Annotated in this window: 12 protein-coding genes; 8 read left to right on the top strand and 4 right to left on the bottom strand. The window is 74.9% G+C overall.

Translation table 11 applies throughout. The features are described from left to right. Window positions 1-118: 118 nt before the first annotated feature. The 3 genes from FB00_RS21130 (at window position 119) to FB00_RS11860 (ending at window position 4,899) form a co-directional block, all read left to right on the top strand. Entirely contained in the window at window positions 119-913 is a 795-nt protein-coding gene (locus FB00_RS21130; protein ID WP_052877625.1) for a TetR/AcrR family transcriptional regulator, read from the top strand. A 126-nt stretch (window positions 914-1,039) separates the two neighbouring features. Continuing rightward, a complete protein-coding gene (locus tag FB00_RS11865; protein ID WP_052877624.1) occupies window positions 1,040-2,773 on the top strand; it encodes an ABC transporter ATP-binding protein in 1,734 nt (577 codons plus the stop codon). Continuing rightward, window positions 2,770-4,899: an ABC transporter ATP-binding protein gene (locus FB00_RS11860; RefSeq protein ID WP_047233133.1), complete on the top strand. Its 2,130-nt coding sequence runs from the start codon at window positions 2,770-2,772 to the stop codon at window positions 4,897-4,899. Before FB00_RS11865 ends, FB00_RS11860 begins: the two co-directional genes overlap by 4 nt. Window positions 4,900-4,997: 98 nt before the next feature. On the opposite strand, the gene FB00_RS11855 is transcribed toward FB00_RS11860, so the two are convergent. The 3 genes from FB00_RS11855 to FB00_RS11845 all read right to left on the bottom strand — a co-directional run bounded on the left by FB00_RS11855 (window position 4,998) and on the right by FB00_RS11845 (window position 7,670). Continuing rightward, window positions 4,998-5,270 carry a metal-sensitive transcriptional regulator gene (locus tag FB00_RS11855; RefSeq protein WP_047233132.1) on the bottom strand — a complete coding sequence of 91 codons (273 nt, stop codon included), beginning with the start codon at window positions 5,268-5,270 and terminating at the stop codon, window positions 4,998-5,000. Window positions 5,271-5,547: 277 nt separating this feature from the next. Beyond that, a complete protein-coding gene (locus tag FB00_RS11850) occupies window positions 5,548-5,907 on the bottom strand; it encodes a rhodanese-like domain-containing protein (RefSeq protein ID WP_047233131.1) in 360 nt (119 codons plus the stop codon). After that, window positions 5,904-7,670 carry an FAD-dependent oxidoreductase gene (locus tag FB00_RS11845; protein ID WP_047233130.1) on the bottom strand — a complete coding sequence of 589 codons (1,767 nt, stop codon included), beginning with the start codon at window positions 7,668-7,670 and terminating at the stop codon, window positions 5,904-5,906. Before FB00_RS11845 ends, FB00_RS11850 begins: the two co-directional genes overlap by 4 nt. A 151-nt stretch (window positions 7,671-7,821) precedes the next feature. Here FB00_RS11845 and FB00_RS11840 point away from each other — a divergent pair, with 151 nt between their 5' ends. Together FB00_RS11840 and FB00_RS11835 are read left to right on the top strand one after the other, a co-directional pair. Beyond that, entirely contained in the window at window positions 7,822-8,850 is a 1,029-nt protein-coding gene (locus tag FB00_RS11840) for a phosphodiester glycosidase family protein (protein WP_082141252.1), read from the top strand. Continuing rightward, complete coding sequence (locus FB00_RS11835) at window positions 8,850-10,013, top strand: glycosyltransferase (RefSeq protein ID WP_082141251.1); 1,164 nt, start codon at window positions 8,850-8,852, stop codon at window positions 10,011-10,013. The genes FB00_RS11840 and FB00_RS11835 overlap by 1 nt, the downstream gene beginning before the upstream one ends. On the opposite strand, the gene FB00_RS11830 is transcribed toward FB00_RS11835, so the two are convergent. Continuing rightward, window positions 9,922-12,819 carry a cation-translocating P-type ATPase gene (locus FB00_RS11830; RefSeq protein WP_082141250.1) on the bottom strand — a complete coding sequence of 966 codons (2,898 nt, stop codon included), beginning with the start codon at window positions 12,817-12,819 and terminating at the stop codon, window positions 9,922-9,924. The two genes, FB00_RS11835 and FB00_RS11830, sit on opposite strands and share 92 nt — an antisense overlap. Window positions 12,820-12,956: 137 nt before the next feature. Here FB00_RS11830 and FB00_RS21125 point away from each other — a divergent pair, with 137 nt between their 5' ends. The 3 genes from FB00_RS21125 (at window position 12,957) to FB00_RS11815 (ending at window position 19,516) form a co-directional block, all read left to right on the top strand. Then, window positions 12,957-16,316, top strand: a complete 3,360-nt coding sequence (locus FB00_RS21125) for a hypothetical protein (protein WP_156186387.1) — start codon at window positions 12,957-12,959, stop codon at window positions 16,314-16,316. 9 nt (window positions 16,317-16,325) lie between these two features. Continuing rightward, entirely contained in the window at window positions 16,326-17,204 is an 879-nt protein-coding gene (locus tag FB00_RS11820) for a TrmH family RNA methyltransferase (protein ID WP_047233128.1), read from the top strand. A 101-nt stretch (window positions 17,205-17,305) separates the two neighbouring features. Continuing rightward, the gene (locus FB00_RS11815) at window positions 17,306-19,516 is read left to right on the top strand and encodes a HelD family protein (RefSeq protein WP_231581819.1); all 2,211 of its coding nucleotides are present in this window, start codon (window positions 17,306-17,308) and stop codon (window positions 19,514-19,516) included. Window positions 19,517-19,523 lie beyond the last annotated feature (7 nt).

The raw sequence follows: 19,523 nt of genomic DNA, 5'->3' as shown, positions 1-19,523 counted from the left end.
GCGCCCGGCCCTCCCGGTCCGTAGGACCCTGACGGCGCCACGCTCCCACAGGCCGCGAGCGGTTCGCCGTGAGCGGACGAGGTTGAGAGTGAGTGCTCACTCAGTTAGCGTCGAGGTCGTGGCACCGGTCTCCTTCCCATCGGACGCACCGCCCGACGCGCCGTCCGGCGCCGAGGCAGCGCCCGGCGCGCCTGCCCCCGAGCGCACGCGCGCCCGTCCGCTGTCGCGCGAGGAGCGCCGCGACGCGATCGCGGCCGCGACGATCCCGTTGCTCGTCGAGCACGGCGCCGCCGTGACGACGCGCCAGATCGCCGACGCCGCGGGCGTCGCGGAGGGCACGCTGTTCCGCGCGTTCGCGGACAAGGACGAGATCCTGCACGCCGCCGTCGTGCGCTCGCTCGACCCGGCGCCCGCGGTCGCGGCGATCGGCCTGCTCCCGGACGACGACGGTCTGCGCCCGCTCGTGGTGAGCATCGTCGAGTTCCTGCTCGAGGCGCAGCGCGTCGGCATGCGGATCTTCGCCGCCGCGCACCAGGTGCTCGACCCGCACCGTCACTCCGCAGGGCGCGCGGCCGGCCCGCACGGGGACGCGGTGCCCGACCGCGCGACCGCGGACCGCGTCGAGACCGTGCGCCGGATGCGGGCCGGGGACGGCCCGGACGCCCGCCGGGCGGGCTTCGACGCGCGCGAGCGCTCCGCGCGCGAGATCGTCGGGGCGATCGAGCGCAAGCTCTCCGCTCACGGCGCGGAGCTGCGCGTAGAACCCGGGCTCGCGGCCCGCGCCGTGTTCTCCCTCGTCTTCGGAAACGCCTTGCCGCACCTCTCGGGCGGTGACAGGCTCGACGCCGTGCAGCTCGCCGACCTGATCCTGGGTGGCATCGGAGCGGACGTCACGACCGACCCCTCGCCCTGACGGGTCTCGCCACCGCGCCCCGCGGCAGCCCTCGCCCGGCTCCGTCCCCGGTCCGAGCCCCTGACGCACCTGGAGCGTCCACGGCCCGACCGCCCGTCCCGTAGCCCCCACCCGGACAGGAACCCCATGCTCGTCAGCCTCCTGCGGACGCGGTTGCGTCCCTACCTGACACCGATCCTCATCCTCCTCGTGCTCCAGCTCCTCGCGACGCTCGCGTCGCTGTACCTGCCGAGCCTCAACGCCGACATCATCGACCAGGGCGTCACGCAGGGCGACACCGCCTACATCATGCGCACCGGCGGGCTCATGCTCCTCGTGAGCCTCGGGCAGGTCGTGTGCGCGGTCGCCGCCGTCTACTTCGGCGCGCGGGTCGCGATGTCGTTCGGCCGCGACGTGCGCGCCGGGCTGTTCACCAACGTGCAGCGCTTCTCCGCCCAGGAGATGGGCCAGTTCGGTGCGCCGTCCCTCATCACGCGCACCACGAACGACGTGCAGCAGGTGCAGATGCTCGTGCTGCTGTCGCTGACCATCATGGTCATGGCGCCGATCATGCTGGTCGGCGGCGTGGTCATGGCGCTCCAGGAGAACGTCGAGCTCTCCGCCCTGCTGCTCGTCATCGTGCCCGTGCTCGGCGTGAGCGTGGGGCTCATCATCTGGCGGATGGTCCCGTACTTCCGGCAGATGCAGAAGAAGATCGACGGCATCAACGCCGTCCTGCGCGAGCAGATCACGGGCATCCGCGTGATCCGGGCGTTCGTGCGCGAGCGTCGCGAGGCCGAGCGCTTCGACGTCGCGAACGACGCGCTGTTCGACGTCTCGCTCAAGGCGGGCAAGCTCATGGCGCTCATGTTCCCGACGGTCATGCTCGTCATGAACGCGTCGAGCATCGCGGTGCTGTGGTTCGGCGGTCGTCAGATCGACGCGGGCGACATGGAGGTCGGCGCGCTCACCGCGTTCCTGTCGTACCTCATGTACATCCTCATGGCCGTGATGATGTCGACGATGATGTTCATGATGGTGCCGCGCGCGGCGGTCTCCGCCGAGCGCATCACGGACGTCCTGCGCACGACCGCCACGGTGGTCGAGCCAGAGCGTCCCGTCGCCCTCACGTCGCGGACCGGGCGCGTCGAGCTCGACGGCGTCGAGTTCCGCTACCCGGGCGCCGAGGACCCGGTGCTCCACGACGTCTCGTTCGTGGCCGAGCCCGGGCAGACGACGGCGATCATCGGCTCGACGGGTTCCGGCAAGACGACGCTGCTCAACCTCGTGCCCCGGCTGTTCGACGTCACGGGCGGGTCGGTGCGCATCGACGGGACCGACGTGCGCGACCTCACGGGCGCGGACCTCGGCTCGCTCCTGGGCCTCGTGCCGCAGAAGGCCTACTTGTTCTCGGGGACGGTCGCGGACAACCTCCGCTACGGGCGGCCGGACGCGACCGAGGAGCAGATGTGGGAGGCGCTCGACGTCGCCCAGGCCCGCGACTTCGTCGAGGCGCTCGACGGCGGGCTCGACGCGCCCGTCGCGCAGGGCGGGACGAACTTCTCCGGCGGCCAGCGCCAGCGGCTCGCCATCGCCCGCGCGATCGTGCGCGACCCCGCGGTCTACCTGTTCGACGACTCGTTCTCCGCGCTCGACTACGCGACGGACGCGCGCCTGCGCGCTGCTCTCGCGCCCCGCACGCGGCACTCCACGGTGATCGTCGTCGCGCAGCGCGTCGCGACGATCCGCGGCGCCGACCAGATCCTCGTGCTCGACCACGGCCGCATCGTCGGCCGCGGCACGCACGCCGAGCTCCTCGAGTCCAACGAGACCTACCAGGAGATCGTCTACTCCCAGCTCTCGATCGAGGAGGCAGCATGAGCGGCGAGCAGGACGCCTCGCGCACGCCCGCGCCGTCGGGCCGGGACACCCCCGCGCCCGACGCCGCGCCCGGCTCCGACAAGCCCACCGCGAAGGGTGGCGACGTCGCCCGGACACGGCTCGCCGGACGTCCCCGCGGTGGCGGAGGGCACGGCCCGATGGGCGGCATGGGCGTCCCGGGCGAGAAGGCGCTCGACTTCAAGGGCTCCCTGCGCCGGTTCGCCGCGTCGCTGCGACCCGAGCGCGTGCCGATCGTCGCCGTCGTGATCCTCGGCATCGTCTCGGTGGCGCTCGCGGTCGCCGGCCCCAAGCTCCTCGGCAACGCGACGAACATCATCTTCGCGGGCGTCGTCGGGTCCCAGCTCCCGGCGGGCGTCACGCAGGCGCAGGCCGTCGACGCGCTGCGCGCCCAGGGGCAGGACCAGGTCGCGGACCTCGTCTCGGGCGTACCCGGCCTCGTTCCCGGCGAGGGCATCGACTTCACGGCGCTCGCGACCGTTCTCGCGTGGGTGCTCGCGGTCTACGTCGGCTCGTTCCTGTTCGGGTGGCTCCAGGGGCGCATCACGGCGATCGTCGTGCAGCGCACCGTCTACCGGCTGCGCGGTGAGGTGCAGACCAAGCTCGGGCGCCTCCCGCTGTCGTACTTCGACCGCAACCCGCGCGGCGAGATCCTCTCGCGCGTCACGAACGACATCGACAACATCTCCCAGACGCTCACGCAGACGCTCTCGCAGCTCGTGACGTCGGTGCTCACCGTGGTCGGCGTGCTCGGCGTGATGTTCTGGATCTCGCCGCTGCTCGCGGTGGTCGCGCTCGTGACGGTGCCGCTGTCCGTGCTCATCACGGCGCAGATCGCCAAGCGCTCGCAGCCGCAGTTCATCCAGCAGTGGGCGGCCACGGGACGCCTCAACGCGCACATCGAGGAGATGTACACCGGGCACACGCTCGTCAAGGTCTACGGCCACCAGCAGGCCGCGATCGACGACTTCGAGCGCGAGAACGGCGACCTGTACGACGCGAGCTTCAAGGCACAGTTCATCTCCGGCACCATCCAGCCGGCGATGGGCTTCATCGCGAACCTCAACTACGTGATCGTCGCGGTCGTCGGCGGGCTGCGCGTCGCGTCGGGCACCATGACCCTCGGCGACGTGCAGGCGTTCATCCAGTACTCGCGCCAGTTCACGCAGCCCATCACGCAGATCGCGTCGATGATGAACCTGCTCCAGTCGGGCGTCGCGTCGGCCGAGCGGGTCTACGACCTGCTCGACGCCGAGGAGCAGACGCCGGACCCGTCGCCCGCGGAGACGGTCGACCCGGTGCGCGGCCGCGTCGCGTTCGAGGACGTGTCGTTCTCCTACAGCCCCGACACGCCGCTCATCGAGCACCTCGACCTCGTCGTCGAGCCCGGCCAGACGATCGCGATCGTCGGGCCGACGGGGGCGGGCAAGACCACGCTCGTCAACCTGCTCATGCGGTTCTACGACGTCGGCTCCGGCCGGATCACGCTCGACGGCGTGGACACGCGCGCCATGACGCGCGACGACCTGCGCTCCGACATCGGGATGGTGCTCCAGGACACGTGGCTGTTCAAGGGCACGATCGAGGAGAACCTGCGCTACGGCGTGCGCGACGGGCGCGACGTGGGCGAGGAGGAGTTCCTCGCGGCGACGCGCGCGACGCACGTCGACCCGTTCGTGCGCACGCTGCCCGACGGGTACGCGACGGTGATCGACGACGAGGGCTCGAGCGTGAGCGCGGGGGAGAAGCAGCTCCTCACGATCGCGCGCGCGTTCCTCGCCGACCCGGCGATCCTCGTGCTCGACGAGGCGACGAGCTCGGTCGACACGCGCACCGAGGTGCTGGTCCAGCAGGCGATGAACGCGCTGCGCGAGGGGCGCACGTCGTTCGTCATCGCGCACCGCCTGTCGACGATCCGCGACGCGGACACGATCCTCGTCATGGAGCAGGGGTCGATCGTCGAGCAGGGCTCGCACGACGAGCTGCTCGCGGCGGGCGGCGCGTACGCGCGGCTGTACGAGAGCCAGTTCGCGGCGCCGGTCGGCGCCGAGGCGCAGGACGACGCGGTGGACGCCGTCACCCCCGCGGGGCGGCCGGCAGGCGCCTGACGCGGCTCGGCCCGCGCCGGCCCACCCTCGGGTGGACCGGCGCGGGCCGTCGCTGGGACGACGAGGGCCGGCGACCGGGCGGTGGTCCGCCCAGGCCCTCAGGCGAGCGAGAGGAACAGCTTCTCGAGCTTCGCCACGTCGAGCGTCGGGTCCTCGCCGTCCTCGGCCGGCTCGGTGAGGCACTGGCGCATGCCGGACGCGATGATCGCGAAGCCCGCGCGGTCGAGCGCGCGCGACACGGCGGAGAGCTGCGTGACGACGTCCTCGCAGTCCCGCCCCTCGTCGATCATGCGCACGACGGCCGCGAGCTGGCCCTGGGCGCGCTTGAGCCGGTTGACGACCTTGTCCATGTCGGTGCGGTCGAGCTCCACGGGTGTTCTCCTGCGTTCGTCTCGGAAGGGTGGCAGCGAGAGTGCTGCCGGAGGGCCTGCGTCAGGGTCGGGCCGGCGGCGGTCAGGCGCAGGTGCAGCGCTTCTCGGGCGGCACCTCGGCCATGACCTCGTCGGCGTGCATGCCGCAGCCGGTCCAGGTGGTCTTGCCGCACGTGCGGCACAGGGCGGGACTGCACACGGTGTGTCTCCTCGGGTGTGGGGTGGGTTCGGTCTCGGGTCGGGGTGCGCTGCTCGGTCGGGGGCGGGTCGTGCAGGATCAGCGTCGCACGGCTCCGCCCGCGGCCTGCCACGCGCCGAGCCCCCCGGACAGGCTCGTCGCGGCGTAGCCGAGCGAGCGGAGCTGGCGCGCCGCGGTGCGCGAGCGCATCCCGGACGCGCACACGACGACGACGGTCGCGCCGTCCTTCAGGCGCCGCGGCGCGGCGGAGGGGACGTCGGCGAGCGGCACGTGCACGGCCTGGGGTGCGTGCCCGGTGCGCCACTCGTCGCGCTCGCGCACGTCGAGGAGCGTCGCGCCGTCGCGGACGAGCTGCACCGCGGTGGCGGCGTCGACGGTCGGGCGCACGCGGTCGTCGTCGGACGAGCGGGAGAACAGGCGGCGGAGGCGGTCGATCATGCGGGGACTCCTTCGAGGGTGCGCGCGGCGTGCGGCGTGGTGGTCAGGGTGAGCCAGCCGCCGGAGAGGTTGCGCGCGTCGAGCCCGGCGGCGAGCAGGACGCGGGTGGCGAGGTAGGAGCGCACGCCGCTCGCGCAGTGCACGGCGACGGGGCGCCCCGCCGCGGCGGTGCGCACCTCGTCGAGCCGTTCGCGCAGCTCGGTGTGCGGCACGTTGAGGGCGCCGTCGAGGTGTCCGGCGGCGTGCTCGGCGGGCGACCGGACGTCGAGCACGAGCGACGTCGCGACGACCTCGTCGAGGTCGGTCGCGTGCCACTGCGGCATGGTGCCGTCGAGCACGTTCTGCGCGACGAACCCCAGCATGTTGACGACGTCCTTGGCGGCGCCGTAGGGCGGGGCGTAGGCGAGCTCGAGCTCGGCGAGGTCGTCCGCGGTGAGCCCGGCGCGCAGCGCCGTCGCGAGCACGTCGATGCGCTTGTCCACCCCGGCGCGGCCCACGGCCTGCGCGCCGAGCAGGCGGCCGTCGGGTGCGAAGCTCGCCGTGACGTGCACGGGCTCAGCCCCGGGGAACCAGCCCGCGTGGTGGGCCGCGTGGACGCGGACCTGCTCGTGCGCGACGTCGGCCGCCGCCAGGGTCGCGTGGCTCGGCCCGGTCACGGCGGCGGTGAGGCCGAACACGCGCACGATCGCCGTCCCGAGCACGGGCGCCTGCGGTGTGGTGCGGTGCCCGGTCATCGCGTCCGCGGCGCGCCGGCCTTGGCGGTTGGCCGGGCCGGCGAGCGGGACGGGGCCTGTCGCGCCGGTGACCGCGTGCACGACCTCGACGGCGTCGCCGACGGCCCACACGTGCGGGTCGGACGTGCGCTGGTCGGCGTCGACGCGGATCGCTCCGCGCTCGCCGAGCGCGAGCCCGGCCGCCGCCGCGAGGTCGCTCGCGGGCCGCACCCCGACGCTCACGAGCACCACGTCGGCGTCGAGGACGGTGCCGTCCGCGAGCTCGAGCGCGACGGCGTGGTCCGCACCGGCGGGCCGCGGCACGACGGCGGTCGCGGAGGTCCCGAGGTGGAGCCCGACGCCGTGGTCGCGCAGCTCGTCCGCGAGCAGCGGCGCGAGGTCGGGCTCCAGCGGAGGGAGCACCTGGTCGGCGCGCTCGACGACGTCGACGGACAGCCCCCGGGTGACGAGCGCCTCCACGGCCTCGAGCCCGATGAACCCCGCGCCGACGACGACGGCCCGCACCGGTGCGGTGCGCCCCGCCGCGACCTCGGCCTCGAGGCCCGCGAGCCGCGCGGCGAGCGCGTCGAGGTCCGCGATCGTCCGCAGCGTGTGCACCGCCGGGTGGTCGAGGCCCGCGACCGGCGGGAGCACGGTGGTCGCACCCGGCGCGAGCAGGAGCGCGTCATAGGCGAGCTCGGAGGTCCCGTCCTCGGCCGCGACGGTGACGGTCCGCGTGGTGCGGTCGATCGCCGTGACGCGATGGCGGGTCCGGACGTCGAGGTCGAGGCTCGCGCGCAGCGACCCGGGGGAGTGCAGCAGGAGGGTGTCGCGGTGCGCGATCTCGCCCGACACCTGGTACGGCAGGCCGCAGCCCGCGAACGAGACGTGGTCGGACTGCTCGAGCACGACGATCGACGCGTGCTCGTCGAGGCGGCGGGCGCGCGCGGCGGCGCTCATGCCGCCCGCGACGCCGCCGACGACGACGATGCGGCGCGCGCCGTCGGGGTCGGACGGGTGGGTCGTCGAGCCGGGGGTCGAGGGGATCATGCTCCAACGATACCCCCGGGGGTATCGATCGAGACAAGTCGACAGGCTGAGAGGTCGGTCACGGGACGCCTCGGTCGCCGGCGCGGCCGCTCACAGCCGGCGAACAGCCGTGCCATCCCGGCGGCACACGCCCGCTCCGTAGACACGGCCCATGAGCACCCCCACGCCGCACCCCGCCCCTCCCGCCCCGCCTGCCTCGTCCGCGCCGCCCGCGTCCCGGCGCCGACGACGGTGGCGTGCCGCGCTCGTCGCCGTCCTCGCCGTGCTGCTCCCGCTGGGAGGCGCCACGGCGTGGGCGCTGGACCGGTTCGTCGTCGAGCACGTCGAGATCGCCGACGTGTCGGCGTACGAGGCGTCGCGGGGCCTCGACGCGAGCGTGGCGTCGGACCAGGACACCACGGCGGACGACGGCGCGAGCACCGCGACCGTCGACGGCGACACGTACACGTCGGACGGCACGAGCATCACGGTCTCCCGGGTGACCACCGGATCGGGCGACGACACCGTGACGTACTACGTGGCCGACGTCGTGCTCTCGGACATGACGGACCTGCGCTCCGCGTTCGCCCAGGACGCGTTCGGCACGAACATCACGGAGGCGACGTCCGACATCGCCGCCGACCACGACGCGGTCCTCGCGATCAACGGCGACTACTACGGGTTCCGCGACACGGGCATCGTGATCCGCAACGGCGTCGTCTACCGGGACGAGGGCGCGCGCGAGGGCCTCGCGCTCTACCGCGACGGCCACGTCGAGGTCTACGACGAGACGTCGACCGACGCGCAGTCGCTCGTGGATGCCGGGGTCTGGAACACGCTGTCGTTCGGGCCCGCGCTCGTGGAGGACGGCGAGGTCGTGGCCGGGATCGACGACGTCGAGGTCGACACGAACGTCGGGAACCACTCGATCCAGGGGGAGCAGCCGCGCACGGCCGTCGGGGTGGTCGACGAGAACCACCTCGTCCTCGTCGTCGTAGACGGCCGTCAGGAGGGCTACTCCCGCGGCGTGACCATGACGGAGCTCGCCGGGATCCTGCAGGACCTCGGCGCGACGACCGCGTACAACATCGACGGCGGCGGGTCCTCGACCCTGTACTTCGACGGCGAGGTCGTCAACAGCCCGTCGCAGGGTCGCGAGCGCGGCACGTCCGACGTGCTCTACGTCGCGGACGGTGCCTGATGGTGGCCGCGACCACGCACGCTGCTGCCGCGGTGCCCGCTGCGCACGCCGCCCGGACCGCCGTCGTCGTCCCCGCGTACCAGCCCGACGCGCGGCTCGTCGCGCTCGTCGACGCGCTGCGGGCCGCGGTCCCCGGGCTGCCGGTCGTGGTGGTCGACGACGGCAGCGACCGGCGGTGCGGGGGAGTGTTCCGCGCGGTGCGGGCGCTGGGCGCCGTCGTGCTCGCGGTGCCGGTGAACCGCGGGAAGGGCCACGCGCTGCGCACCGGCGTCCGGTGGGTGCGCGACCGGTTGCCCGGGCACGGCGTCGTGTGCGCCGACGCGGACGGCCAGCACACGGTCCTCGACGTGCTCCGCGTGGCGGCGCGGTCGCAGAGCGAGCCCGACGCCGTCGTGCTCGGCGCACGACGCTTCGCGGGCGACGTCCCGCTGCGCAGCCGCGTGGGCAACGCCGCGACGCGCTGGGCGTTCACGGCCGCGACGGGGACCCGCGTGCGCGACACCCAGACCGGGCTGCGCGCCTACGGGCCGGGCCTGCTCGACGACCTGCTCGCCGTGCGCGGCGACCGGTACGAGTACGAGCTGCGCGCGCTCCTCGACGCGACCCGCGCGGGCCGCCGGATCGTCGAGGTGGACGTGGCGACGGTCTACCTCGACGACAACGCGTCCTCCCACTTCCGGCCCGTCGCCGACTCGCTGCGCGTGTGGGCTCCGCTGCTGCGGTTCGCCGCGTCGTCGCTCGGGTCGGCCGCGGTCGACGTCGTCGCGCTGCTCGTGCTGCACGCGCTCACCGGGTCGCTCCTCGCGGCCGTGGTGGGCGCGCGCCTGCTCAGCGCGGGCGTGAACTTCGCCGTCAACCGTCGCCTCGTGTTCGCGGGCGGGCGCGACGTCCCGCTGCGCGCCGCCGTCGTGCGGTACGCGGCGCTCGCGGTCGTGCTGCTCGCGGCGAGCTACGGGCTGCTCGCGCTGCTGACCGGGCTCGGCGTGCCGCTCCTCGCGGCGAAGGTCGGCACCGACGCGGCCCTGTTCGCGACGAGCTATGAGGTGCAGCGGCGGGTCGTGTTCGCTCGCCTCACCCCTGGACGGCGCGCTGACCGGCGTCGTGGCGCTCGACGAGAGCGGGCACGTGGTCGCGCGCGGTCCAGCGCCGGCCGACCCACTTGATCACCTCGACGAGCAGGAAGACGACGAGCGCGAGCCCGAGCGTCTTGCCCCACTCGACGACGTCGATGGGGGCCGAGTCGAACCAGGAGTGCATGAACGGCGCGTAGACGAACACGGCCTGGAGGGCGAGGAGCGTCACGGCCGAGATCCAGACCACCCGGTTGCCGCGCAGCACGTCGAGCGTGAGGCTCGACCGGTCGAGGAACCGGCAGTTGAACAGGTACGCCAGCTGTCCGAGCGCGAGCATCGTCACGGCCGTCGTCTGGGCCTCGGCGATCGGGACGCCCTGGGCCCGCTCGACGTAGAACAGCAGGATCGTCGCGCCGCCGATGAGGAGCGAGACGAGCAGGATGCGCCGCGCGTACGCGCCGTCGAGGATCGACGCCTGGGGGTCGCGCGGGGCGCGGCGCATGACGTCGGGCTCCGCCTTCTCGTACGCGAGCGCGAGCGACAGCGTGACGGCGGTGATCATGTTGATCCAGAGCACCTGGACCGGCTGGAGCGGCAGCGTGAGGCCGAACAGGACCGCGACGAGGATGACGAGCGACTGCGCGCCGTTGGTCGGCAGGAGGAAGAGCACGGACTTGCGGATGTTGTCGTAGATCCGCCGCCCCTCCTTCACCGCGCGCTCGATGGTCGCGAAGTTGTCGTCCGCGAGCACGACCTCCGCGGCCTCCTTGGTCGCCTCCGTGCCCTTGATGCCCATCGCGACGCCGACGTCCGCCTGGGTGAGGGCCGGGGCGTCGTTCACGCCGTCGCCCGTCATGGCGACGACCTCGCCGTGCGACTGGAGCGCGGAGACGATCCGGATCTTGTGCTCGGGGCTCGTGCGCGCGTAGACGTCGACGTCGCGCACCACCTGGCGCAGCCTCTCCGTGCTCATCTCCTCGAGCTCGGGGCCGGTGAGCACGGCGGGGGCGACGTTCTCGCCGGTCCCGTCGTGGGGGTCCACGATGCCCATCTCGCGGCCGATCGCGAGGGCCGTGCCCGCGTGGTCGCCCGTGATCATCTTCACGCGGATGCCCGCGTCGCGGCACTCGGCGATGGCCTCGATCGCCTCGGGCCGCGGCGGGTCGACGATGCCGACGAGCCCGCACAGCTCGAGGCCGTCCGCGACGTCGTCGACGTCGAGGTCCTCCGTGCCCTCCGCGGCGGTCCGGCGGGCGGCCGCGAGCACCCGAAGCCCTCGCCCGCCGAGCGCGTCGATCTGCGCGTCCCAGAACGCGCGGTCGAGCGGCTCGGTGCCGCCGTCCGCGCCGACCTGGGTCGCGCAGCGGTCGAGCACGCGGTCCGGCGCGCCCTTGACGTGCACGTGCAGGCCGCCGTCGGGGTCCGCGTCGAGCGTCGCCATGAACTTGTTCTCGGACTCGAACGGCACGACGGCGACGCGCCGCCACCCCGTGGGGTCGACGCCGGCCTTCATGCCGAGCGTGCGCAGCGCGCCCTCGGTCGGCTCGCCCACGAGCCGCCAGCCGTCGGCGTCCGACTCGTCGGGGACGATCCGCGCGTCGTTGCAGAGCATCATGACGGTCGCCAGCGCGGCGAGGTCGCGGTCGTCGGAGAGGTCCGCGTGCCTCGTGCCCGACGCCGGTGCGTCGCCCGGTGCGCCGGTCGGCCCGGGGCGAGACGCGTCGTCGGGCACGGTCACGTCCCCCACGGGCGCGTACCCCGCGCCCGCGACCGCGAACGTGCGCCCGCTCGTGCGGACCGTGCGCGCCGTCATCTCGTTCTTGGTGAGCGTGCCCGTCTTGTCCGAGCAGATCGTCGTCACCGACCCGAGCGTCTCGACCGCGGGCAGCTTGCGCGTGATCGCGCGGCGGCGGGCCATCTGCTGCACGCCGAGCGCGAGCGTGATCGTCACGAGCGCGGGCAGGCCCTCCGGCACCGCGGCGACCGCGAACCCGATCGATGCCGAGATCAGCTCCGGGACGGTGAAGTCGTGGAAGACGCGGCCGATGATCACCATGACGACGGCCATCGCGAGGATGAGCACCGCGAGCAGCTTCCCGAACCGGTCGAGCTGCCGGGTGAGCGGCGTCGCGAGGCTGCGGACCTCGGAGATCATGGTCTGGATCCGGCCGATCTCCGTCGCGGTGCCCGTCGCGGTGACGACCCCGACGCCCTGCCCCGCGGCCACCAGCGTGCTCGAGAAGAGCATGCTCGACCGGTCGCCCACGCCCGCGTCCGCACCGACCGCGTCGACCTTCTTGGCCGCCGCGACCGACTCGCCCGTGAGCGCCGACTCCTCGACGCGCAGGTTCGTCGCCTGGATCAGCCGGACGTCCGCCGGGACCCGGTCGCCCGAGCGCACGCGCACGACGTCGCCCGGCACGACATCGTCGGCGTCCACGCGTGCCCACGCGCCGTCGCGCCGGACCTCCGCGTTGACCGACAGCATGTTGCGGATGCCCTCCAGCGCGCTCTCCGCGCGACCCTCCTGGATGAAGCCGATCGCCGCGTTGATCACCGCGACCGCGAGGATGACCGTGAAGTCGACCCAGTCGCCGAGGATCGCCTTGAGCACCGCCGAGACGAGCAGGATGTAGATGAGGACGTCGTCGAAGTGGACGAGGATCCGCTTCCACAGCGGGTCGCGCTGCGGCGGGGGCAGCCGGTTGGGCCCCACCTCCGCGAGCCGTGCCGCGGCGTCGGCGTTCGAGAGCCCGCCCGCGTCCGTGCCGAGCTCGGCCAGGACGTCGTCGGGCGGGCGCGACCACGGCGCGTCGAGCGTGCGCTCGGCGGTGCCCGCGGAGCTCGAGGAGACCGCCGTGGCGGGGGTCGGTGCAGCGTCCGGCGCGGATCCCATGACCCTATTCGACCCCCGATGCCCGGATCGCGCGAGAGACGAACGTCCGTCACGTCCGGGCGAACCGCCTCGTCCCTCTCTCTCAGGTGGCAGCGCCGCGCGGCGAGCCGCGCGACGCCGACGTCGGAGGTGGAGCGATGACGCACGCGGGCGCGGCGGGACAGAACGTCCTGGAGCTGCGGATCCACGGGGTGGCGAACACGCCGCCGCACGGCATGCTCGACCTTCCGCCGGGCGAGGTCGAGCAGTGCGACGGCGACGGTCTGGGCAGCTTCTGGGTGCCGACCGCCGCTGCGGACGCACGGGACCGTGCTCCGGGGACGCTCGCGTCCCCGGTCGGCGGCGGCGACCTCCACGCGATCCGCGCGGACGTGCGCCGCGAGGCGTACTCGTGGGGCGCGATGGCACGGTTCGGCGCGTTCCCTCTGGCCGGGCTCGTCGGCGCCGTCGCGCGCGGCGTGACGCGCGCGCTATGGGCCCTGAACGTTCCGTTCGGCCTCGCGAACGTCGCCTACTGGGCGCGGCGCGTCCCGGGCGCCGAGGAGGGCGCGGTGAACCACGCGCCCGTCCGGTCGTCAGGCGAGACCGTCCCGCGCGCCCGCCCCGAGCCGACCGCCGCGGCCGTCCGCGTCTTCGGTCTCGCGCTCACGCTCCTGCTCACCGCCGCGGTCACGACCGTCGCGGTCGTCATGGTGGGCGCCCGGTGCATGCGCCCGGGAGCCGACGGGACGGACACCGTCCAGGTCTGCGCGCGCGTGCCGTCGGTGCTGGACGGTCTCGCGCGCATGGCGCCGGGCGACCGTGCCGCCGTGCTCTCGCTCGTCCCGGTCGCCGCCGTCGTCGGACTGGTGCTTCTCGCGCGCGCCGGGCAGGTCCGGTTCGACGAGCGCGTGTCGATCGCCCGTGCGGGGCAGCGCACCGGAGGGTCGGTCACCGGGCCGCTGCTGTACCGGGCGGGCTTCTGGAGCCGGCGGGTCGCCGGGCCGGCCGCGCTCCTGGCGCACCTCGGCGGCGCGGTCGCGCTCGTCGCCGTCCTCCTCGCGTGGACGAGCGACCGCACCGCCGCCGGGACGGCCGTCGTGGCGGCCGGCACGGTCGTGCTCGGCCTGGCCGTCGTCGTCGTGGCCACGCGCAACGACGACGACGGCATCCAGGTGACCCCGCCACGCTGGAAGGGTGCGCTCGCCGTCGCGACCCTCGTGCTCGCCGTCGCCACGTGGGCTCTCGCGGCGTGGTCGAGCGCGCGGCGCGACGGCACCGGGACCACGGCGTACGTCGGGGTCGACGTCGCCCCGACCGTCCTGGGCGCCGTCCTCACCGGGATCGCCGCGGCGGGGCTCCTCTGGCGTCCGCGCGTCCCCGGGGCCGCACGACGGGCGCGCGTGCGCGTCGCGCTGTGGTCCGCGGTGCCCGTCGTCGTCACGGGCTGCCTCGGCGTCGTGGCCGTCGCGCGCCGGGCCACCCCGGACGGCACCGTCGCCACGTACGGCGAGTCGACGACCCGGACGCTGATCCTCGTCGCCGTCGCGGCGCTCGCCGTCCCGCTCGTCGGCGCGCTCGGCCGGGCGGCGAGGCCGGTGCGGTCGCAGGGCGCGGACCGCTGGGTCGGTTGGCACGGGACGGGCCCCGGGGTCCTCCTGCTCGTGGCGACCGCGACCGCCGCGGTCCTCACGAGCCTTCTCGTCCTCGGCGTCCAGGTGTACCTCACCGGCGGACGTGCCACGCGGCCCGACCCCGCGGGGGCCCTGCTGGTCGAAATCGTCCGGACCGTGCCCGGGTACGAGGAGCTGCCCGTCCCGTCGGCGTACACCGAGTTCGGCATCGGCGCCGTCGTGCTCGGCGCGACCGCCGTCGTCGGGCTCCTCGTCCTCGCCGCGCCCGCGCTGCACGACCTCGTCCGGTCCTCGACGCGCTGGCTGCCGCGTGCCGTCGGCACGACGTCCGACGCCCTGGGCCCCACCGGGTGGGCCGCCGCCGTCCTCGCCGACGAGGAGAGGAAGCGGACCGCCGGCACGGAGCAGGGCGTGGCGGACATGCCCCTCGCCGTCCGCCGTGCCCTGCGGACCCGCCAGGTGGCCGCCGTCACCCACCGCGCCGAGATCGCCGTGGGCGTGCTCGCGCTCGCCTCGTGGACGACGCTCGTCGTGACCGTCCTGCTCGGGCGTCCGGGCGAGTCCGTCGCGGGCGTGTGGGTGCTCGGCGGGACGTGGCTCACCGACCTCTCCGTCCCGCTCGTCGGGGCGCTCGCGGCCGCGCTCGTCGCGAGCTTCGTCGCGGCGGGGTCCGACGGGTTCGCCCGGCCCTGGGGCCTCCTGTGGGACCTCATGTGCTTCCTGCCGCGCAGCGCGCACCCGTTCGGTCCGCCCTGCTACGCCGAGCGGACCGTCCCCGAGGTCGCCGCCCGGGTCGAGTCGTGGCTCGCCGCCGCGGACCTGCCGGTCGAGCAGCGCGCAGCGGCCGCACAGGGGCGTCGCGTCGTGCTCTCCGCGCACTCGCTGGGCGCGGTCATCGCGACGGCCGTCGTGCTCGGTCGAGCGGGCAACCCCGTCCGGACGGGCGGCACCCGCGAGCCCGCGCCCCGGACCGACGGCGACGGGCGCCTCGGCGTCGTCACCTACGGCGTCCAGCTGCGTGCGTACTTCGGGCGGTTCTTCCCGTCCCTCCTGGGACCGCAGGTGCTCGGCACCCCGCCGTGCGGCGCGCCCCGGTGGCGCGGGGACCCGTGGGTGCGGCAGACGTCGAGCGCGCGCTCGCTGCTGCGGGCCGCGCTGCTCGAGCTCCCGCTCCGGGAGCGACGGGGGGCGGTCGCGTCGCGCGAGATCGCCGCGCACGAGGAGCAGCGCGCGCGGGTCCGGGAGGCGCGCGCCGCGTGGCGCGCCGCTGTCGCGGCCGAGGCCGGCGAGCAGGGAGGAGACGGCCCGCTCGCGGTGCGGCGCGACGAGGTCGCGGCGACCGCGGAGCGGCTCGAGGACCAGCGTCGCGTCCTCGAGCGGTTCGAGAGCGCGATCGGGGACCTGGTCGCCGAGCGCGACCGCCAGGAGGCCGCGCGCGTGGCTGAGGCGGCATACCAGGACGCGCGGCAGGCGGGCACCCCGGGCGGTGAGCCGTTGACGAGCCTGCGGCGAGCCGCTGACACCGCCTGGTCCGACGCCGTGCGCGGTCCCGGCAGCACGCGGTTCGACCCCGCGTCGCCCACGCTCGTGCGGCTCCTGCGCAGCTCGGACGGAGGTCCCGCCTGGGTGAACCTCTGGCGTCGGACCGACTACCTCGGCTTCCCCGTGGTGTCGTACACCGCGAACGACGTGGACCGCGGCGCCGACGAGGTCGACCGCGGCGCGTACCTGTTCACCGTCGCGACGCACAGCACCTACTTCCGCGCCTGGGCCTACCACGAGGCGCTCGACACGGTGCTCGTCCGTCTCGGCGTGCCGGTCCCGTGCGGGGCGCGTGCGGGGGGCCAGGCCGCCGCACCGCAGGAGCCCGTCGTGGTCGGCTGATCGGGGACAATGGGGGCCGTGAGTTCCGAGACCCCGCACGTCGTGCACGTCACCGACCCTGCCGACGACCGCCTCGCGGACTACAACCGCCTGACCGACGTCGCGCTACGGTCCAAGCACGAGCCGGAGAAGGGCCTCTACATCGCGGAGAGCTCGACGGTCATCCGGCGCGCGCTCGCCGCGGGGCACCGGCCGCGGTCGTTCCTCATGGCCGAGCGCTGGCTCGACGACCTCGCCGACGACATCGCGGCGCTGCCCGTCGACGACGCGCCCGGCGGCACGGGCGAGCCGGTCCCGGTGTACGTGGGCGCGCCCGACGTCCTCGAGGCGATCACCGGGTTCCACCTGCACCGCGGTGCGCTCGCGGCGATGCACCGCCCGCCCCTCGCGACCGTCCACGACCTGCTCTCGGCGGCCCGCGGCGGCACCGGGGCGCGGCGCGTCGCGGTGCTGGAGGACATCGTCGACCACACCAACGTGGGCGCGATCTTCCGTTCGGCCGCCGCGCTGGGCGTGGACGCCGTGCTCGTCTCGCCGCGCTGCGCGGACCCGCTCTACCGGCGCTCGGTGCGCGTGAGCATGGGCACGGTGTTCCAGGTGCCGTGGACGCGGTTCGAGACGTGGCCGGGCGGGCTGGACGTGCTGCGCGAGGAGGGCTTCGTCGCCGCGGCGCTCGCGCTCGCCGACGACGCGGTGAGCCTCGACGACGTCGTGGCCGACCCGCCCGAGCGGCTCGCGCTCGTGCTCGGCACGGAGGGCGACGGCCTGTCCCGCGGCGCGATCGAGGCGGCCGACCGGGTCGTGACCATCCCCATGGCCGGGGGAGTGGACTCGCTCAACGTCGCCGCGGCGTCGGCGGTCGCGTTCTGGGCGACGCGCGTGCCCTGACCTCGACCTTCCGTCTCGGAGGACGGTGACCGGCCTCGGGGAACAATCGGGCGTGGCGGCGCGTTGGGCCCGTGTCCGTACGTCGTACGAGAAGAGGTTCCGTGCCGGTCCATCCCTCCCCGTCCCTGCCTGACACCGATCACCACGACCAGCGCGGTCCTGCGACGCACGCCGTCGCCGAGGAGCAGCAGCACCTCGACGCCGCGCTCTCGCGCCGGTCCCAGCTCCTCGCGGAGCTCGACGCACAGCTCGCCCTTCCGGCCGACCCGGACCGTCCCGGAGCCGAGGACGTCGTCGAACGCTCCCGGCGCGCCGGCCTGCGCCGTCGACGCACCGAGCTCGAGCGCGCGGAGAGGGGGCTCGTGTTCGGGCGCGTCGACACCGTGGACGGCGTCACGCGCCACGTCGGGCGCGTCGGCATCGCCGCGTCCGACGCCGACGCGGACCCGCTCGTCCTCGACTGGCGCGCCCCGGGTGCTCGCGCCTTCTACACCGCGACCGCGCGCGAGCCGCAGGGCCTCGCGCGGCGCCGGCACGTGCGGACCGCGGGGGACCGGGTCACCGGCGTGGACGACGAGCCGCTCGACGGCTCGGCGACCGGGCCGGACGACGAGGACGGCCTCGTCGGCGAGGGGGCGCTCCTGGCCGCGCTGTCGGAGCGCCGCACGGGCCGCATGGGCACCGCGGTCGCGACGCTCCAGGTCGAGCAGGACGCGATCGTGCGCGCCCCGGCCGAGCAGACGCTCGTCGTGCAGGGCGGTCCGGGGACGGGCAAGACGGTCGTCGCGCTGCACCGGGTCGCGTACCTGCTGTTCACGCACCCGCACCTCGCGGAGCGGGGCGTGCTCCTGCTCGGCCCGACCTCAAGGTTCCTCGAGTACGTCGCCCAGGTGCTGCCCGCGCTCGGCGAGACGGCGGTCGTGTCGACCACGTGCAACACGCTCGTCCCCGGCGTCGCGCCCGAGCGTGGCGAGGACCGGGACGTGGCCGAGCTCAAGGGGCGCGCGCTGTGGCAGGACGTCGTCGCCCGGTACGCCGACTCCCTCGTCCCGGACGCCCGGGCGCTCACGGTGCGCCTCGACGGCGAGGCGCTCACGCTCGACGCCGCCCGGGTCGGGCAGGTCCTGCGCGCGGCCCGGGCGGGCGGCCGGAGCGTGCTCGCCGCGCGGCGCCGGGCCGTGGACCTCCTGCTCGACACGCTCGTCGACGAGGCCGCGGCGCGGCACGCGGAGCTGCTCGAACGTGTCGAGGAGGGGTACGAGGACGTCCTCGGGAAGCTCGACGCCGGCCTCGCCGCGCGCGACGACCGCGCCCCGACGACCGGCGCGCGCGGCGGCGACGTCGACGGCGAGCTGACCGAGGACGACCTCGAGCGCCTCCGCGGCGACCTCGCGCGCGAGGCCGGGTTCACGGCCGTCGTCGACGCCTGGTGGCCCGTCGCGGACGCCCGCGCGGCGCTCGCGGACCTGCTGGGGGACGCCGCCCTGCTCGCGCGGCACGCGCCCGAGCTCTCGCCCGACGAGGTCCGCCGGGTGGTGGGCGAGCCTGCCGCGCTCGCGCCGAGCGACGTCCCCCTCCTCGACGCGCTCGCCGACGCGCTGGGCACCCCGGACGCCCCCGGCGAGCAGGGCGAGTTCCTCGCGCAGCGCGCTTCGACGCGCCGCGACTGGGTCTACGGGCACGTCGTGGTCGACGAGGCGCAGGAGCTCTCGCCCATGCAGTGGCACATGGTGCTGCGCCGCTGCCCGACCCGGTCCGTGACCGCCGTCGGGGACGTCGACCAGACCGAGGCGCCGCACCGCCACACGGACTGGGCGGACGTCGTCGGCCCGGTCTTCGGGGACCGCTGGCACCGCGCGGACCTGACGATCTGCTACCGCACGCCGCGCGAGGTCATGGAGCTCGTGGGGCCCGTGCTGCGCGCGGCGGGCAGCCGCAACGCACCCCCACGCGCGGTGCGCGACGCGGGGGTCGAGCCGCGCGACGTCGTCGTGCCCGCCGGCACCGCTGGCGCGGCGCTGGGCACGGCCGTCGCCGCCGAGGTCGTGCGCCTCGCGGAGCGGTACGACGGCGGTTCGGTCGGTGTCGTGGCGCCGCGCCACCGGCTGGCGCACCTGGGCGCCGCCGTGCGCGGGGTCCCCGTGCTCAGCACCTCGGAGGCGAAGGGGCTCGAGTGGGACGCGGTGGTCGTCGTCGACCCGGACGGCATCGCCGCCGAGCCGCGCGGCTGGAACGGCCTGTACGTCGCGATGACCCGCTGCACGCAGGAGCTCGCGCGCGTCACCGTCGGCGCGCCGTCCGGCCGGGTCTGAGGTCCCC

Origin of the sequence: Cellulosimicrobium funkei (assembly GCF_001019615.1) — a bacterium.
GTDB lineage: Bacteria > Actinomycetota > Actinomycetes > Actinomycetales > Cellulomonadaceae > Cellulosimicrobium > Cellulosimicrobium cellulans_E.
The sequence above is the reverse complement of the archived record's forward strand: the minus strand, read 5'-3'. Positions and strand labels throughout refer to the sequence as shown.

Excerpts from the sequence above, each read along its gene's own strand:
- FB00_RS11860 (WP_047233133.1), top strand. The coding sequence starts at position 2,770 with ATGAGCGGCGAGCAGGACGCCTCGCGCACGCCCGCGCCGTCGGGCCGG.
- FB00_RS11820 (WP_047233128.1), top strand. The coding sequence starts at position 16,326 with ATGGGGGCCGTGAGTTCCGAGACCCCGCACGTCGTGCACGTCACCGAC.
- FB00_RS11830 (WP_082141250.1), bottom strand. The coding sequence starts at position 12,819 with ATGGGATCCGCGCCGGACGCTGCACCGACCCCCGCCACGGCGGTCTCC.
- FB00_RS21125 (WP_156186387.1), top strand. The coding sequence starts at position 12,957 with ATGACGCACGCGGGCGCGGCGGGACAGAACGTCCTGGAGCTGCGGATC.
- FB00_RS11850 (WP_047233131.1), bottom strand. The coding sequence starts at position 5,907 with ATGATCGACCGCCTCCGCCGCCTGTTCTCCCGCTCGTCCGACGACGAC.
- FB00_RS11835 (WP_082141251.1), top strand. The coding sequence starts at position 8,850 with ATGGTGGCCGCGACCACGCACGCTGCTGCCGCGGTGCCCGCTGCGCAC.
- FB00_RS11840 (WP_082141252.1), top strand. The coding sequence starts at position 7,822 with ATGAGCACCCCCACGCCGCACCCCGCCCCTCCCGCCCCGCCTGCCTCG.
- FB00_RS11845 (WP_047233130.1), bottom strand. The coding sequence starts at position 7,670 with ATGATCCCCTCGACCCCCGGCTCGACGACCCACCCGTCCGACCCCGAC.
- FB00_RS11865 (WP_052877624.1), top strand. The coding sequence starts at position 1,040 with ATGCTCGTCAGCCTCCTGCGGACGCGGTTGCGTCCCTACCTGACACCG.